At 36.7% G+C, this 16,387-nt stretch carries 17 protein-coding genes and 1 other RNA gene; 1 reads left to right on the forward strand and 17 read right to left on the reverse strand.

Annotation, left to right across the window (positions count from 1 at the left end):
* Window positions 1-351 precede the first annotated feature (351 nt).
* The 17 genes from MUW73_RS02080 to MUW73_RS02160 all read right to left on the reverse strand — a co-directional run bounded on the left by MUW73_RS02080 (window position 352) and on the right by MUW73_RS02160 (window position 14,632).
* Window positions 352-1,761 (reverse strand): esterase/lipase family protein, encoded by a 1,410-nt coding sequence (locus MUW73_RS02080; protein WP_243575207.1) that lies wholly within the window; start codon window positions 1,759-1,761, stop codon window positions 352-354.
* 107 nt (window positions 1,762-1,868) lie between these two features.
* Entirely contained in the window at window positions 1,869-2,831 is a 963-nt protein-coding gene (gene ftsY, locus MUW73_RS02085) for a signal recognition particle-docking protein FtsY (RefSeq protein ID WP_243018244.1), read from the reverse strand.
* Window positions 2,832-2,980: 149 nt separating this feature from the next.
* On the reverse strand, window positions 2,981-3,139 hold the full coding sequence (locus MUW73_RS02090) for a DUF4295 family protein (protein ID WP_243018243.1): 159 nt from the start codon (window positions 3,137-3,139) through the stop codon (window positions 2,981-2,983).
* Between the two features lie 12 nt (window positions 3,140-3,151).
* Window positions 3,152-3,337 (reverse strand): 50S ribosomal protein L33, encoded by a 186-nt coding sequence (rpmG, locus tag MUW73_RS02095; RefSeq protein ID WP_243018242.1) that lies wholly within the window; start codon window positions 3,335-3,337, stop codon window positions 3,152-3,154.
* 42 nt (window positions 3,338-3,379) lie between these two features.
* Window positions 3,380-3,637, reverse strand: coding sequence for a 50S ribosomal protein L28 (gene rpmB, locus MUW73_RS02100; protein WP_243018241.1), 258 nt, complete (start codon window positions 3,635-3,637; stop codon window positions 3,380-3,382).
* A 73-nt stretch (window positions 3,638-3,710) separates the two neighbouring features.
* Window positions 3,711-5,228: an ankyrin repeat domain-containing protein gene (locus MUW73_RS02105; protein ID WP_243575208.1), complete on the reverse strand. Its 1,518-nt coding sequence runs from the start codon at window positions 5,226-5,228 to the stop codon at window positions 3,711-3,713.
* 67 nt (window positions 5,229-5,295) lie between these two features.
* Entirely contained in the window at window positions 5,296-6,453 is a 1,158-nt protein-coding gene (locus MUW73_RS02110) for an ankyrin repeat domain-containing protein (protein WP_243018239.1), read from the reverse strand.
* 224 nt (window positions 6,454-6,677) lie between these two features.
* Entirely contained in the window at window positions 6,678-7,994 is a 1,317-nt protein-coding gene (gene der, locus MUW73_RS02115; RefSeq protein WP_243018238.1) for a ribosome biogenesis GTPase Der, read from the reverse strand.
* A 189-nt stretch (window positions 7,995-8,183) separates the two neighbouring features.
* Complete coding sequence (locus MUW73_RS02120) at window positions 8,184-9,410, reverse strand: CIS tube protein (protein ID WP_243575209.1); 1,227 nt, start codon at window positions 9,408-9,410, stop codon at window positions 8,184-8,186.
* An 18-nt stretch (window positions 9,411-9,428) separates the two neighbouring features.
* Entirely contained in the window at window positions 9,429-9,608 is a 180-nt protein-coding gene (locus tag MUW73_RS02125; protein ID WP_243575210.1) for a hypothetical protein, read from the reverse strand.
* 34 nt (window positions 9,609-9,642) lie between these two features.
* Window positions 9,643-10,092 (reverse strand): phage tail protein, encoded by a 450-nt coding sequence (locus tag MUW73_RS02130; protein ID WP_243018235.1) that lies wholly within the window; start codon window positions 10,090-10,092, stop codon window positions 9,643-9,645.
* Window positions 10,093-10,125: 33 nt separating this feature from the next.
* The gene (locus tag MUW73_RS02135; protein WP_243018234.1) at window positions 10,126-10,581 is read right to left on the reverse strand and encodes a hypothetical protein; all 456 of its coding nucleotides are present in this window, start codon (window positions 10,579-10,581) and stop codon (window positions 10,126-10,128) included.
* A 74-nt stretch (window positions 10,582-10,655) separates the two neighbouring features.
* Window positions 10,656-11,120, reverse strand: a complete 465-nt coding sequence (locus tag MUW73_RS02140) for a hypothetical protein (protein ID WP_243018233.1) — start codon at window positions 11,118-11,120, stop codon at window positions 10,656-10,658.
* Between the two features lie 90 nt (window positions 11,121-11,210).
* Window positions 11,211-12,698 (reverse strand): phage tail sheath family protein, encoded by a 1,488-nt coding sequence (locus tag MUW73_RS02145; RefSeq protein WP_243018232.1) that lies wholly within the window; start codon window positions 12,696-12,698, stop codon window positions 11,211-11,213.
* A gap of 46 nt (window positions 12,699-12,744) precedes the next feature.
* Complete coding sequence (locus tag MUW73_RS02150; RefSeq protein WP_243018231.1) at window positions 12,745-13,611, reverse strand: hypothetical protein; 867 nt, start codon at window positions 13,609-13,611, stop codon at window positions 12,745-12,747.
* 5 nt (window positions 13,612-13,616) lie between these two features.
* Window positions 13,617-14,177 (reverse strand): Pvc16 family protein, encoded by a 561-nt coding sequence (locus MUW73_RS02155; protein WP_243018230.1) that lies wholly within the window; start codon window positions 14,175-14,177, stop codon window positions 13,617-13,619.
* A 191-nt stretch (window positions 14,178-14,368) separates the two neighbouring features.
* Entirely contained in the window at window positions 14,369-14,632 is a 264-nt protein-coding gene (locus MUW73_RS02160; RefSeq protein ID WP_243575211.1) for a F0F1 ATP synthase subunit epsilon, read from the reverse strand.
* A gap of 1,005 nt (window positions 14,633-15,637) precedes the next feature.
* On the opposite strand from MUW73_RS02160, the gene ssrA reads away from it, so the two are divergent.
* Window positions 15,638-16,090: a transfer-messenger RNA gene (gene ssrA / locus MUW73_RS02165) on the forward strand.
* Window positions 16,091-16,387 lie beyond the last annotated feature (297 nt).

A 16,387-nucleotide genomic window follows, 5' to 3' on the forward strand; every position in this document is an offset into this window, starting at 1 on the left:
TTTTTCTTGATAAAAAAGTAAGCAAAAAATCAAGCCCTCTGCAAAAAACTGCTGAAAGCTCGGCTTACAGCTGGAAAAACAGAACTCGCCCGCTGCGCGGGCTTCAAACAAAACTGTTTTTCTTTTCATCTATAAGCTGAGCTTTCTGATCGCAGCTTTTTACAAGGGGCGTTTTTATATATCATTGCATCTAGTAATCAATTAAATATATATCTTAAGTTGACGCCATTGGGTGAACGGAAACGAAAATTTGAGTCAGGCAACCTCAAAGCAAGCCATATTACTTAGACCAATTAAACCATAACGAAGATATAATCCTTAAATTGATCCCATCGGGTGAACAGATAGGATCTAATATGCTGCTCTGATTTGCTTAGATAAAAATGCTGCAACAACGGAAGCAACCTGAGGAGATGCCAATATAGGCAGACTGTTTTTCTGTATATATAAATCTCCATCTATAATAGGTAGATTCCAAGCATGAGCCGTTTTAGGCAAAACATAATAGGTCGTATTCTCACACCCTGTAGGCCCAGGAATCTCACTACCACTATCTTTTATACCAGCAAGATTAATATCGTCAATACTACCCCGCCTAGCTAATTGGCTAGGAAATGGGACCATAGTATCATTTTTCATACTATTCTTGTCTGCTGGACTAAGAAATGGGTCTTTTTTCAAAAGTTTTGCATACTCCCAGTCTAGTGTTTTTGCTTCTTGTGGGGAAATATCAAATATGTCGCCAAAAGAAACATAGGAGCCAATAATTAAATGAGGTATCTTGAGAGAACCCTTCCGAATGTAATTCACCAGATCTTGATTATTATCTGGTTGTAAAGCGCTTACCCCCCTTGTAATAGGCCGCATCAACCAGTTACTTATGCAGCGTAACAGCTTTTGGTTTCTTTGCATTGTTTTATTAATTTTTTGACTATCAAGGTCTTGAGATTTAGCTAACTTTTCTAAAGCCTCACAGGCGTTACGACTAAACTTCTTGACTTCTGATTGAGTAGCTTTTATAGCACCTACTCCACGAAATGGAGTAGAAATGTAAGTAGACGAAACAATATTTAATTGATCTCCATGCTTCTTTTCTAAATAACCCGCTACTAATCCACCCTGACTATATCCTATTAGATGTACTGGAGCATCACCAACTTGTTTTTTTATTTCTTTAAAGATATCGCCAACGTATAGTGAGAAAACACTTGAAAAACCCTCTCTGGCTACTGGGTATATAAAAGCTATATTGGTCAAACCTACTTCTTGCAATGCTTTCCTCAAATTAGGTTCAAAATAATAGAACGTATCTTTTGATTCCGTCAACCCATGAAATGCTACACAATAGTGAGTGGACTGATTGATATTTTTTTGTTTTTCTGGTAAAGACGATTGGGGAGTATCGGCTGCAGATGAGCTTTTTAGGTTTGGTTTTTCGATAGCTACATCTGGATCTGATTTTTCTAGGTTCGTTGTTTTTTCATGAGTTAACCCTTGCTTAGGTTGGATTGAATCATCTCCTGGGTATTTAGAAAGGTTATCAGGCTCATCCCTATCCTCTGAAACAGTTTGAGATGGTTCTTTTGTATCTTGATTTTGGGATTGGTGTGGTTCCGATGTTTTTGCTTTATTACTCTCAGCTATATTATGAACAAGGCGTGCTTTACCTTTCTCTTCTTCTTTAGGTTTACATTTAAAACAAGCGCCTATACAAAAACAGTATAAAACACTTTTTAGTAAGGTTATTGTTTTGATCTGCAATTTTTAATAAGATTATAAAGCAAATGTACGATACTATCAACTAAAAAGCTTTGTATTGATTTAGCACGCGCTGCTAAGCCTACGTACAAAACAGCAACAAAGGCTTTTTACCATTTCTCAAACAAGGAAGCAATAAATGAACGGGCATCAAAAGGCCTGAGGTCTTCTACCTTTTCACCTACACCAATATATTTGATTGGAATAGCAAACTGATCTGCTATACCCAGCACCATACCGCCCTTAGCGGTTCCATCTAGTTTGGTTACGACCATTCCAGTTACTTCCACAGCAGTGGTGAAAGCCTCTGCTTGAAGAAAAGCATTCTGTCCATTGGTACCATCCAAGACCAATAATACCTCTTGTGGTGCACCTGGAAGACACTTTTGAATCGTCCGCTTAATTTTAGCCAGTTCATTAATAAGATGTATTTTGGTGTGCAAGCGGCCAGCTGTATCTATAATAATCACATCTGCATGGTTACGTATACCTTGTTGTACTGCTTCGTAGGCCACTGCAGAAGGGTCTGATTGCATGGCTCCTGCTACTACTTCTGCCCCTACACGATTGCCCCAAATGGTAAGTTGTTCTACAGCTGCTGCACGAAAAGTATCTGCAGCACCTAAGAGCACTTTTTTACCTTGGTTGATAAATTGTGCAGCTAATTTGCCAATAGTGGTAGTCTTACCCACGCCATTTACGCCTACTACAAGTATAATATGGGGTTGAAGGGATGACACACTACCCACAACCTCTTGATGCGAACTAGATGTAGCATGTAAAAGCTGCTGGGTTTCAGACTGTAAAATCTGGTCTAGTTCATCTGTAGTCAGGTATTTATCTTTTGCTACACGCTGCTCTATAGCATCTATGATCTTGAACGTTGTAGCTACGCCAACATCTGAACCAATGAGCAATTCCTCCAATTTATCCAGTATAGCACTATCGACGGTAGACTTGCCAGCAACAATTTTAGAAAGCTTGGTCCAAAAAGAATGACGTGTCTTAGACAGATCTTCTGCTAAACTTGATTTAGGTTTGGTTGACTTAGAAAAAAAATCAAAGATACCCATAGGAAGCAACTTAATGAATATACTTATCGTTTAGCCTAGCGGTACAAAGGAATTTTTAGGGCTAGTTTTTGATCAAACAAAAAGTAAGCCTAAAAATTAAACATTGTGCAAAAGACTACTGATAGCAACTATTTTACAAGGGGCGGGTTTTATGACTTAGTAGACACAATCTCTTTTATTACTTCAGAGGGAACAATCCTACTGCGGAAAGTATAAGCCCCGGTTTTGGTTGATCTTTTTACTTGAATCAACTTAGTCAATTTAACGGCATCTCCTTTGGCAAGGGTTGCCACTACTTTCTTTGCCATAATGGTTAATGATTATTTAATTTCCTTATGAAGGGTATGACGTTTAAGTATAGGATTATACTTTTTTAATTCCATTCGTGTCGTAGTAGTGGTTCTGTTCTTTTCTGTACAGTAGCGAGACATGCCCGCCATTCCACTATTTTTGTGCTCTGTACACTCTAATATTACCTGAACCCTACCGCCTTTTTTTTTTGCCATTTTACTTTACTACTTTTTTATAAGATTGCTAGTGGCTATCATTTAGACCAACCAGTGGTATTTCTTCGACAAAGTACCCTTTTGTTTGGCTTCCTTTAACACTGCATGGATGCCTTTCTTATTAATGGTACGGATAATAGAAGTGCAAACCTTCAATGGAATCCAAATATTCTCTTCCGGAATATAAAAACGCTTTTTTTGCAGATTGGGATAAAACCATCTTTTGGTTTTATTATTTGCATGGGATACATTGTTACCCACAATCGGCTTTTTTCCTGTTATATCACAAATTCTTGCCATGGTCTATATATAATGCTGTATGGTGTACAATACTTATAAATATACTATAAGTTGGAATATTATTCAAATAGCCCTAGGAACCACGTTTCTTTTTATTGAAACGTAGGCAATTTTCCACTTCAGTGCTCTCAATATGAGGTCTTTTATTGGTTTGGATTTGTTTATTTTTCTCTTGTTTCCAATCTTTAATATCTTCTAAAGTCAATTCAAGCTCATCTGATAGTAGTGCTAAGGGGCTATATCCGTTATGATCTTTTTTATCCCACTCTTGCCTGTATGGAGGTAGGCTTACTAATTGGTCAAGTATGCTATCTTCCTGATCTATTAAGTGGTTTGCCAGGTCTAAGTTACTATGCATGGTATCTTTTATTGTTTCTATGGCAAGATGGAAAACGGTACGACCTTTTTTATCCTGTATACTAAAGTCAGCGCCATATTTAATAAGTAGCTTGAATATATCATTACGACCTTGAACAACCGCCCAATGGCCAAGCGTATATCCTTGATTATCTGTTCCATTAATTTCCGATATATCTAATAGCAATTTAAATATTTCTAGACTAGACTCAAGCTTATCTGTTGGTAAAGAGATTGGACTAATCGCCCAGTATATAGCAGAACAGCCTCCTGAACCATCTTGAGCTATCTTGGTTTTCATGTTTATAAAATCTTTATAGGCTTGATAGTCTTGAGGTAAGAATCTCGATTTAGCAAATTTTAATATGAGGTCTACAACTTGTAGATTACCACTGGACACTGCCCAATGAAGGATCGTCTTACCTCCAGAATCTGCTGCCTTTATATCGATAAACTTATAACTTAACAGCAACTCCAACATGGGTAGATGTAAAAAAAAAGATGTCTTTACTGTATCAGGATTTACTGTATCAGGATTTACTGTATCAGACTTTAATGTATACTGAACAAGCGTATAACCCTTCTTATCCTGCTCATTAATAGTACGTAAAATTGATACTAGCCGCGCTTCATCAGACTTTAATGTATGATGAAAAAGCGTATAACCATCCTTATCCTGCTCATTGATACTACGTAAAAGTGATGCTAGCCGCGCTTCATCAGACTTTAATGTATGATGAAAAAGCGTATAACTCTTCTTACACTGCTCATTCATAGTACGTAAAAGTGATGCTAGCCGCGCTTCATCAGACTTTAATGTATGATGAAAAAGCGTATAACCTTTCTCATCCTGCTCATTGATAGTACGTAAAAGTGATGCTAACGATACTTCAAGAGATTTATTGTTCAGTCCTTTATTGATTAGATCCTTTATTATATTTAGTTTAATTTGAACCTTTGGTACATTACAGTCAGATATGTCTTCTATCAGTTTTTTCTTATTTAGAAACCCATTAGGAGCATTTACCCCTGGGCCAGACTTTATGTTTTTCCCTCTAGATGTTGCTAATTTTTTTCCCTCTTGGGAAGAGATTTTAACACCCAATTGGCCACATGAAAAGAAAAAAAATAGAAGTATGAGATAGACAACATAAACATATTTATTTTTATGCATAAATTTATTGTAGTTACTTTGTTTACGTTTTTCTGCCACAGTAGTCAATGGATACGACATAGCACTATCAACTCTAAACTAGTGTAGCTATAAGTATACTATAAGTTGGAATATTATTCAAATAGCCCTAGGAACCACGTTTTTTTTTATTCAAACGTAGACAATTTTCCACTTCAGTGCTCTCAATATGAGGTCTTTTATTAGTTTGGATTTTTTTATTTTTCTCTTGTTTCCAATCTTTAATATTTTCTAAAGTCAATTTAAGCTTATCTGATAGTAGTGCTAAGGGGCTATATCCGTTATGATCTTTTTTATCCCACTCTTGCCTGTATGGAGGTAGGCTTACTAATTGGTCGAGTATGCTATCTTCCTGATCTATTAAGTGGTTTGCCAGGTCTAAGTTACTATGCATGGTATCTTTTATTGTTTCTATGGCAAGATGGAAAACGGTACGACCTTTTTTATCCTGTATACTTAGATCAGCGCCATATTTAATAAGTAGCTTGAATATATCATTACGACCTTGAACAACTGCCCAATGTCCAAGCGTATATCCTTGATTATCTGTTCCATTAATTTCCGATATATCTAATAGCAATTTAAATATTTCTAGACTAGACTCAGGCTTATCTGTTGGTAAAGAGATTGGACTAATCGCCCAGTATATAGCAGAACAGCCTCCTGAACCATCTTGAGCTATCTTGGTTTTCATGTTTATAAAATCTTTATGGTCTTGAGGTAAATAGTTTTTAGATAAGAATCTCGATTCAGCAAATTTTAATATGAGGTCTACAACTTGTAGATTACCACTGGACACTGCCCAATGAAGGATCGTCCTACCTTCACAATCTGCTGCCTTTATATCGACAAGCTCACACTCTAACAGCAACGCCAACATTTGGTAACATATTGAAGCATCACAATCTAATGCATAATGCAAAATAGTATAACCATCTTTATCCGGATTGTTAATAGAATTTAAAATTGATTCTTTAGATAATTCAGGAGGTCTTTTGCGCGGGTCATCGATTAAATCCTGTGCGAAATTTAGAATAAATTCAACCTCGTTGAAACGATTCCCACGTACTGCCTTTATTAGTGTATCATCTTGTGCAAACAACTTAGGGGGACTGTCTTTGGAGGAAGTTTTTTTCTTTTTTGTTGTAGATGATGCCTTTAGCAGGTTTGGATTTTTTGTATCATATCTAAGTCCTAATTGGCTACATGAAAAGAAAAAAAATGGAAGTATGAGATAAACAATATAAACGTACTTATTTTTATGCATAAATTTATTATGATTATTTGTGAGTGTTGTATTCATTCAGCCCTATGGCAGCACACGCAAAAAAAAGAAACAAGTAAGGTAAAAGTGACCTTATTTGTCAGATTCTATACAATTTTATATACTCTAAATCAATTAATTATTAGATATACTACAACTTGGTAACATTATTCAAATTAGTACGTGATTAAAGCTGGACATAGATAAAAATATCCATCAGAGGGAGACTACTTTTTCTTAAATACCACTTGAACGGGTACACCTTCAAAATCAAAATGGGCCCTGATTTGATTGACCAAATAGCTTTTGTAATTAGGTTGAATATAGGCTGGATGGTTGCAAAAGAACGCAAATGTAGGGGCGTGAGCAGTAACCTGAGTACAATATTTAATTTGAATATACTTGCCCTTTACAGCAGGAGGATGGTTCTTTTCAATAATCGGCAAGATGCATTTATTTAACTCAGAAGTTGGAATCTTTTTTATTTTATTTTGATAAACAGCCAGTGCTTTTTCAATAGCTTGGTAGACACGTTGTTTTTTTACCGTTGAAACAAATAAAATCGGCAGATAATCTAAAGGGGCTAGCTTGCGTAGTAGGTGTCTTCTATAGCTGTCGGCAGTTGTAACCTCTTTGTCGATCAAATCCCATTTATTGACGATTAAGACTATCCCTTTTTTATAGCGGTGTGCTAATGCGATAAGCGAAATATCCTGTGCTTCTATGCCATGTTGGGCATCTATCATGATCAAACAGATATCAGCCTCTTGCATGGCCCTTACCGCACGCAATACGGAGTAGAATTCAATAGCCTCCCGTACCTTAGATTTTTTTCGTATGCCTGCTGTATCGGTAAGAATAAACTTTTTGTTATAACGATTATATAGGGTATCTATCGCATCTCTAGTGGTACCAGATAAGGGACTTACCATACTTCTTTTTTCATCTAATAAAAGATTTAAAAAAGAGGATTTGCCTACATTTGGACGACCCAAAATAGTTAATCTAGGGAGTTGTTCTGGCTCTTGATCGGCTTCTGGAGTGGGTGCTTCTTTAAGATAAGGCAATAAAGCATCCAGCAAGTCGCCTGTGCCGGAGCCATTGATAGCAGCTATAGGAAATGGATCGCCAAGTCCTAAAGCATAGAAACTAGGTGCCACCATGGTGGTCATTAAACTTTCTGATTTATTGGCTACTAAAAAAACAGGCTTATTGATTTTTCGTAATAAATGCGCAAATTCTTTATCTAGATCGGTGAGGCCTTCCATACAATCCACCATAAAGAGTATCAAATTGGCTTCACCTAGTGCAAGTTGAATCTGTTCACGAATACCATGGGCAAAGGTATGATCGGTACCAACCATATACCCTCCCGTGTCAATAACGGTAAAAGAACGGTTTCCCCACTGTGCATAACCATAATGCCGATCACGGGTAGTATGAACAGACCCATCCATAATGGCTTTTTTTGCTTCAATCAATCTATTAAAAAAGGTAGACTTACCTACATTAGATCGCCCTACAATTGCCACAACATTTGCCATAAGGAATTAAAATAAAAGAATTGGCTAAGTTTAGAACAAATAGTCCCGAAAAATAACAATATCAAGCCGTTGTAATAAAAAATATTCAAGGGTCTCCCCTAATCATTCAAAGATATGGGCTATGCTGCTAAGCCAAGGATATGATGATTGATATGCTTGTTAATACTTAAAAGTAACGATTAGGAACCACTACCCCTTTAGATGACCACCTACTTTTTTTCCAGCATCATAGACCCTAGGGGCTACTTTTTTAACAAAATTCTTGATTCTTCTCAAGAAATTCAATCCAGTAGCTTTGTCTTTTAGACTACGCAAACTATTGGCTCCAGCTACGGTAGCTGCCATTGCAGCACCGCCAGCTATACCGGAACTAGCAGCTACTAGCTTGCCCATTTTAGAAGCGCTACCTGCCCCTTTGGGGGCTGGACCAGCTGGTCTAGCTTTACTTGGAGCCGTAGGTGGTGGAGAAGCAGCTGTATTTCTACCAGACTTAGCTGGACTGGTACCTGGCTCATGACCACCTCCACCAATGCCACCACCACTCCCACCAGGGCCATTACCTGCAACACCCCCTTTTGATGAGGTACCAGCATGATCCATAGCAGTACTAGAAGCAGAACCAGCGGCACCTGTACTGGAAGCAGTAGGACTAGTAGCCTCGAGACTAGAAGTGGGTTTAGTAGGATCAGCCTTACCAACACTGGAAGAAGCATAAACAGGGCCAACATCATTAGATCCATGATAAACCTGATCAGGGGATCCATCGTAAGCACCAGCTGGTGCACCACTGTAAGGACCATTCATACCATCAGGTGTCGGTGCAAAGCTTTCCTGAGATGGTGGTAGATGATCTCCTTTAATAGGTGAAGTTTGACCAGTCTGGCTCCTTTGCATAGAGGTTGCATGAGCACCAGATGGCTTTGTATAGTTACTATCTACACCAGCAGCCGATTTGCCTTTTCCTAAAAAAACAACCTCTTCTAAGACAACTATACGTGCCTCTGCTCTAACAAGCGTGCCATCTACTTGCCACATAGAATAGACTATGTCTAAATCAGACAACCTACCTTTAAAATCAATCTGTCCCCAGATAATACGAATATAATTCGGGGCATTATTGGTTTTGTGCACATTATAGGCAACATCTTGCAATTGCTTGATTTGCTCCATAACAGCAATGGTATTGCTACCAGGTATAATGCCCGTATTATCAAATAAAAGACTAAAAGAAAGCTCTTTTGGACCAGGTCCACGGTATGCAAGATGAGGATTAGCTATGGGTTTAGCAACATCATACAAAACCTTACTTGTAATGGCTAAGTTTTCTGGATTAATAGATGTAATAAACTCTCCTATAAAAGAAGAGAATTTATTGTCACTACATGCTTTAATAACTAGTTTACTAACATTACTCATAACGATAGATGAATCACTTTACCTTGCTTGCTGATCTTCTAATAAGTTTAAAAGGTCTTTTGCTAATGCTGATTTTTGTTGCTCTGTAGCGCATAATGAACTAGATGAAGTATCTGTAGACTCTGCTAGTTGCTTATTACTAGTATTAGTCTCGTAAACTTTAATCTGGAGGACTAGTTCTTTAATTTTAACAGCCATAATCAATAAAATTAGTTTTCTAAACTAGATGATATTACTTTGTTCGTACTAGCCTAGAATAGCCAATCGTAATAGTTTCTCCTACTCCAGGATCTGTTGAACGATTTAATTCAAATGGCGTAATGGCTATGGCTTTTGGATAGACATCCTCTATTGTCCATTGTGCTAAAACTTTACGCTCCTTGTTAAGGATTAAAACATGAGCTTGCGTAAGTTTAAAAAGGCCCTTATCAATAGCTTCTTCGCACCAAATCGTAATTTTAGTTTTGCCTTCTATTAAGGGTCTGGTTAAGATTAAATCAGTAGCTTCACATGCATTCGATTTATAATAAGGCCTATTAGACCCACCAGGTAGCAAGGCCTCCATCTTTAAAGCAGCACTTAATCCTTCAACCTTATAGAAATATTCCGGAGAACTACCATCTGTTACACCCAATATTTCTACTTGAAAAGAATGGGAATAGACTAAAGTAAAATCAGCCATAAAGATTAGAAGAAGCTTAAAGACATAATTCGATTACTTTTTATCTGGATTCAACCCTTGTAAAGTAAAGCGTATACGGATATACCCCATTTCACCTGTAGCTTCATTTTTCCTATTTAAAAATAATTCTACTTTTTGTATAATAACATCATTTACAGTTGTTTTGGTATCTATTGAGCCATCTTTTTTATGTATACAAAGGGTAAATGGTTCTGGTATATACTTATCTGAATGCACATCCTTTATTAGGCTATATGCTTTTACTAGCAACTGTTTGCCTACTATAAACGGTACAAACTCTACAGTGAAAGTTACTATTTCTTGGGCACTGTGTTGGTTCTGACAAAGTGGTGCAGAAGTTGATGTATCATATACAGATGCCTTTGTAGATGTTTTTTGATTAGGCATTGTAACGGTTACAACACTACAGGCTTTACTATCAAAACCTGCTTTATTCAAGTGCTTATAATCAAAAGTTAGGCTTTGCATAATATGTGAAATTCTAGTTAAATTACTTAATATCGGAAAAACTCAATATTGAACTGAATAATGAGTGAAGCAAACTATTGCTTAATAACAAAACTAACTGGATCATAAACCGTGAGCTCAGCTGTTACTTCCTGTAACCCAGTTTCAGTGTCTACTTCGCTACTCATTTCACTAACATATCCTTGAAATTGTATATGTGTAAATGGCTTATCATCATTAGTGGCAAGACTAAAAAGGATATCTTCCACATATTTTTTAGGATCATTTTCCTTAGTAGTTTTTAAGTTTTTCTCTAACTTTTTAATTTCATCATCAAACTTTTTATCAGGAGTTTTGAGTATAGAAACTTTAATATCAGTCTTTTGTCTAATTTCCCCCCCCTTATGTATCGCATAAACAGCTTTACCTTGTGCATTAATGGATCTAACATACTGGCATCCATTTTCTACAGCAACTCCTATATGGTAATCAGTTATATTGACCTTTGAAGAGCCTAAATTAAAGTGAACTATAGCAGGTACTAACAAATTCTCAGCCATGATTATTCGAGTTTAAATATTTTAAATTTATAAGCAATAGTTTTAAGTATAGGGGGCAAAACATTGATTTGCCCCCTATAGACGGATTAGTTAACCATCTACACCCATTTTTTGTTCAAAGGTGATTACAATAAACTCAGCTGGTCTAGGAGCCGATACTTTTACTGAAATACGCATGATACCTTCATTAACGTCATCTTGAGACATGGTTTCACCCAATCCACACAGAACGGTAAATGCTTCTGCAGGGCTGGCACCTACTAAGGCACCTTGTCTCCATAAGTTGGTTAAGAAGTTGGAAATCATACCTTGTACCACGGCCCAGGTAACAGGAACATTGGGCCTAAAGACAACAGAAAATGCGGCATTTTTAATAGATTGCTCAATAAGAATAAACAACCTTCTCACGTTAATATACCGCCATTCTGGACTATTGCCAGCTAATGTTCTAGCTCCCCAAACGACTGCAGCACCTGCGCCTTTAAAGGTACGAATGGCATTGATGGATTTACCACTAATGCCATCTACATTAAGTGATTCTTGCTCTTCATGGGTAATCTTAACCATTGGTGCAACTACGGAGTTAAGGTTTTGGTTAGCTGGTGCAATCCATACCCCTCTTGCTTTATCTGTTCTGGTATAAAGCCCTGCCATAGCGGGAGCTGCTGGAAGGATATTTAACCGATCGGCAACCGTTTTGCGAAGCAACTTATACTCCTTACTAGTATTCTTTAACCCAGCATCCCAATAAACTTTCTCTTTCTCTGTAGTAGCAGTGATTAAATTAGAAAGCATGGCTTTATGATCTTCTTGCAATACACATTTGAGTGACTCTAAGTCAAAGTTTCTGTAATCAATGCTATTTAATGGAATAATGTTGGTTTTAACCCATGGATAATAGGCAGCACCATAACTCAAGTTATCTAATCCAATATATTCACGAAATCTATTTACATATTTGTTCTTATCTTCAAGAGATAGTTCGTTGTTGCCACCCCATATATCGAATAATGCGACTTTGTTTAGATACTTACCACAATGCGCCAGTGCATAGGTCTGTACAGCATAGTAAGAGGCATCTTCTTCATCTAATAAGAGGGAATCAGGCATTAACAACATGGTTGGCACTTCTTCTCCAGCTAGTGTATCTATTCCTTGTTTAAATAGATCTGGTGTAATCTCTAACTGTACGTTTGGATCACCATATTGACCAACAGAGACAATAAAGCAATCTGCCCCACCATTATCAAAGAATAGTTTTAAACTATTATAGAGGTAAAATGTAGAGTTTTGGCTTTGTTCCATTACATAAGATTTGCCATTCATAACCAAATCCTTATTTCCACCGGATACTTCTCTAATAGTATAGATAGGAACCGCTGGCCCTCCAAAAAACAATTCATATTCAGAAAGGGAAGAGATTTGAACAGGTTTCATATGAAAAGACTTCCCGTTAATTTCAGCTCTTTGAGTGAACCCTATAAAAGCAGGAACTGCAGTTGATACTTGAACCACGGCGTTGGCACCTGTATCCTTCTCGACGATGTACACGCCGGGAGTTTTTAAATTTTCAGCCATTTTATTTGATTTTAATTAATTATATAAAAATTAAATTACGTTTAAACTAAACATATACAACTATATCACTATAGAGTTTTTTTTTACCAGTTCCATCTTTTTTGAGCGAGTCATAAGTAGGATAGGGTAATTTTTCTAATAATATGGTTTCACCTTTTGGACTGTTTTTATCAAACACGCAAAGGGAAAAAGAACGATCGTATTGGTCACAAAGCTCCATGGGCATGGTAGATTCGGCACAATAGGTATCACGAAATTTAGTGGAAGGCTTCACCTGGCTAAAATAAGAATCATCTCCATTAGATAGAATGGTTAGGGAGCCACTGAGGCGCTTTTTAGTATCGACTAAATAGTACCTCCAAAAAGTGGAGCGATTTTGAATCTTAATTCTATAGGTAACAGGCTGAGCAAAAAGACTGTTTTTTTGCTTAGATAAAGCATGGATGCAATGGGTAAGATCTATATCAATCATGGCAAAGACATTCCAACCGGGCTCGGTGGGATAATGAGGTACATCTTGGATTTTCATCAGATCTGATTCACTCATAAAAGCTTTGCTATGGAGCAAATGATTGTTGCTGGCATGGCCATTATACAAATAATAAACTTGCCCGTTTGAATAACCTGTCTCTAATTGAGCCAGATTCAATGCTTGGCTATTTTTTAAAGTCATCACAAAGGAGAGGGTAATGCCATCTGCCTTTTTTTTAAGCAAGGCTAACGGATCATCATAGCCTTGTGAAAGCCATATGAGCTCTATCCCATCTGGGTGATCTAAGATACGAACTTTACGTTCTGCCATCCAGCAAGCAGTCGACCGAATGGGCTGAATATTGAAATCGTTTTGAATAGCATTAGACTTGTAATAACTGTTTGAAACAACTATCCGAAACAATTTGGTTGTAAATGCCATGGCGATTAAGTTTCAAGTGATGAAAATGCTGAAACTACTTTTAGATCTATAGTAGCATCAGCTATAAACATCAGACCTGCCTTATAGAGCAAGGAAGGGGTATAGGGCTCATGTAAACTTTTCCAAAGCATATATTTTTCTGATACAGTCATTTTAACTAACTCAATAGAAAAACTTTCAATCCCTATTTCTTGTAAAACAGGGGTATTGGAGGTATCAAAATGCGATTTATTTTGAAAGAACACCGCAACATAAGTAAGTAATTCTAAATTTTTTAATAGATCTGCTGCTTTATAACCGGTAGAAAACAAGAAGTAAAGGTTAAATGCTTCTGGAGCTTTCCGTAAGACAAAGCCATGACCTTGCGGTACATATCGCGTAGGGTCGCTGCATAAGCCTACTGAAGCAATGTCTACTAGCCTCATGATAAGCCCGCTTGAAGCCTTGCCCCCTTCTGCACTATTGCCTAAAATTGCTAGGGATATGGCTGGCTCCTTTACATTTGTTTTAAACTGAATATACTGGTTTACTTCAGATAGTATAATGCTTGTGCAATGGTGCAGCATTTTCAGTCTATTTATGGTTAGTTATGTTTACGCTATAATTGCATGCCCAAAGTAATTGAGCAAAAAGGCTAAAAAAAGCCTGGTTAATCTACCTATAAACTTTACCTATTTGCTTAGATGAACCAATAGCAAAAGTATCTTACTAGTAAATATATTATTTTTTTAACCATTACTCAAAATCAGGAGCATGATTATTGTTTTTCAATAGGCGAACAAACGACTACAATCTGGTTATTAGCTACTGAGCTAATGCCACCTTTTACTGAAACAGAGGAGGATTGATCGCCTACTCTATAAGTGATTTTCCCTGGTATTAAACTACTCAAAACAGAAGCATGATTAGCAAGCACCTGAAATGGGCCAAGCGCGCCTGGCAATGTTATACTATTAACTTCCCCATTAAAGAGGCTACCTTTAGGCGTTATGATAGATAAGTTCATTTTTGGGTTGATCACTTTATTACTAATAATATGTTATCGCTTGTCAAATAGAGGCTTACAACATAAAAATAACCTTTTCTCATGCTGCTTATGCCTATTGCCTCTTAATTGCTTACTTGTGGCAGTAATCTAGGCAAAAGGGCCTTTAAAAGCAAACTTTGTATTATTTGTATTAAAGGTTAAACGATTGTTGCACTCCGTACTAGTAATGATCATAATTTTTAAATTAGATTTTAGGAGTTATTATATGCTTGTGTATAAATCAGGGTAAAAAAATTTCTTAATGTTACTAGATAACTGAGCACCAATTAAAATAAGATAGAAAGTAAGTTGAGGGTTTTTGGTTTTTTTGCAGATATGTTTACCACTGTGCTAAAGGGCCAATGGCGTCCACTTAAGGAATTTTTATTGTTTTTTTATTTGATTATAAGTTTTTTTATTTTACTTTTTTCTTGATAAAGAAATAAGCAAAAAATCAACCCCTGTGCAAAAAACTGCTGTAAGCTGAGCTTTCTGATCGCAGCTTTTTACAAGGGGCGTGTTTATATATGATTGTATCTAGTAATCAATTAAATATATATATTAAGTTGACGCCATTGCTGGAGCAGCTACAAGATAACCCTGGCCTAATAGCCTGGGTATAGATCAAGATATGGAATAGATTACATTAAAATATGGACCAAAATATTAGCCTAAGGTGTAGATTGATTTTTACTTACGAAAGTACTTATCTCGTACGTAATGAAACAACAAATAATTCATTGCAATCATGTATAGCGCTATGGCAATAGCAAAACCAGTTTTAAATGATATCATGACAAAAATAGATAGGGAGTTGAGCTAAAATAAATATCTGAATTAATTTACATTCTTTATCCAAAATATGCAAAAAATTGATACTTATTGAGTATAAATCGATATTTAATAAAAATTAAAAACAGGACTTTTTGTTGAGCCAATAAAAAAGTATTAAATTTAGTCATACTTGAGCCCATTATGGGCATCAAAGTAAAAGAGATTGGGGTTGACTGGAATTGACGGGAAGTTTAAATCCAATGTAAGCATGCGAGGTGTTGTAAGTATTACCTCTTATATCAAACTTACACAGTGCATAAACGGCAACTTAGCTGTAATCAATAATCCTCTCTGGAGTATTACTTTTAATTCTGGAGCTTCTCGTAAAAACGAAGAAGAGGAAGAAGAAGAAGGAGAAATGCTTCTAGCTGCTTAATCGATAGATTAAGGGGGATTTGTCCCGCTGGTTTTTGCTCTATGGAATCAGCATAGGGGCATCGATGCATAGGGCTAGTGTTACCAGTTGCGTGATGGTAAGGCGAATCATAGCCACGCATAAGCGTAACATCAGGTATGTGGCTGACCTTGGTTACGCCGACAATAAACAGTGACTAAGCATGTAGAAAGCGTTGCGGTTTTCTTGTTCGGACGAGGGTTCGATTCCCTCCAACTCCACTTGTTAAGGCATAAAATCCTTTGGGTAAAATGCTATCACTTAGCCATAGAGCTTGATGTTTTGCTTACTTTTTTATCAAGCAAAAAGTAGCTTTAAAAAATTCATTTTTTAACAGTGTCAGGAACAGACAATCGCCTCAACTTAAGGAATTTTTAATTATTTTTATTTGATTATAAGGCTTTTTATCTTACTTTTTTCTTGATAAAAAAGTAAGCAAAAAATCAAGCCCTGGTAAAAAGTTGCGCAAAGCACCCCTTACAGCTGGAAAAACAGAATCCACCCTGCAACATCCATTGCAG

It is taken from the genome of Candidatus Cardinium sp. cByotN1 (assembly GCF_022810525.1).
In the GTDB taxonomy this organism is placed as follows: domain Bacteria; phylum Bacteroidota; class Bacteroidia; order Cytophagales; family Amoebophilaceae; genus Cardinium.

Coding starts and splice junctions, on each gene's coding strand:
- ftsY (WP_243018244.1), bottom strand. CDS start 2,831: ATGGGTATCTTTGATTTTTTTTCTAAGTCAACCAAACCTAAATCAAGT.
- MUW73_RS02090 (WP_243018243.1), bottom strand. CDS start 3,139: ATGGCAAAGAAAGTAGTGGCAACCCTTGCCAAAGGAGATGCCGTTAAA.
- rpmG (WP_243018242.1), bottom strand. CDS start 3,337: ATGGCAAAAAAAAAAGGCGGTAGGGTTCAGGTAATATTAGAGTGTACA.
- rpmB (WP_243018241.1), bottom strand. CDS start 3,637: ATGGCAAGAATTTGTGATATAACAGGAAAAAAGCCGATTGTGGGTAAC.
- MUW73_RS02105 (WP_243575208.1), bottom strand. CDS start 5,228: ATGTCGTATCCATTGACTACTGTGGCAGAAAAACGTAAACAAAGTAAC.
- MUW73_RS02110 (WP_243018239.1), bottom strand. CDS start 6,453: ATGCATAAAAATAAGTACGTTTATATTGTTTATCTCATACTTCCATTT.
- der (WP_243018238.1), bottom strand. CDS start 7,994: ATGGCAAATGTTGTGGCAATTGTAGGGCGATCTAATGTAGGTAAGTCT.
- MUW73_RS02120 (WP_243575209.1), bottom strand. CDS start 9,410: ATGAGTAATGTTAGTAAACTAGTTATTAAAGCATGTAGTGACAATAAA.
- MUW73_RS02125 (WP_243575210.1), bottom strand. CDS start 9,608: ATGGCTGTTAAAATTAAAGAACTAGTCCTCCAGATTAAAGTTTACGAG.
- MUW73_RS02130 (WP_243018235.1), bottom strand. CDS start 10,092: ATGGCTGATTTTACTTTAGTCTATTCCCATTCTTTTCAAGTAGAAATA.
- MUW73_RS02135 (WP_243018234.1), bottom strand. CDS start 10,581: ATGCAAAGCCTAACTTTTGATTATAAGCACTTGAATAAAGCAGGTTTT.
- MUW73_RS02140 (WP_243018233.1), bottom strand. CDS start 11,120: ATGGCTGAGAATTTGTTAGTACCTGCTATAGTTCACTTTAATTTAGGC.
- MUW73_RS02145 (WP_243018232.1), bottom strand. CDS start 12,698: ATGGCTGAAAATTTAAAAACTCCCGGCGTGTACATCGTCGAGAAGGAT.
- MUW73_RS02150 (WP_243018231.1), bottom strand. CDS start 13,611: ATGGCATTTACAACCAAATTGTTTCGGATAGTTGTTTCAAACAGTTAT.
- MUW73_RS02155 (WP_243018230.1), bottom strand. CDS start 14,177: ATGCTGCACCATTGCACAAGCATTATACTATCTGAAGTAAACCAGTAT.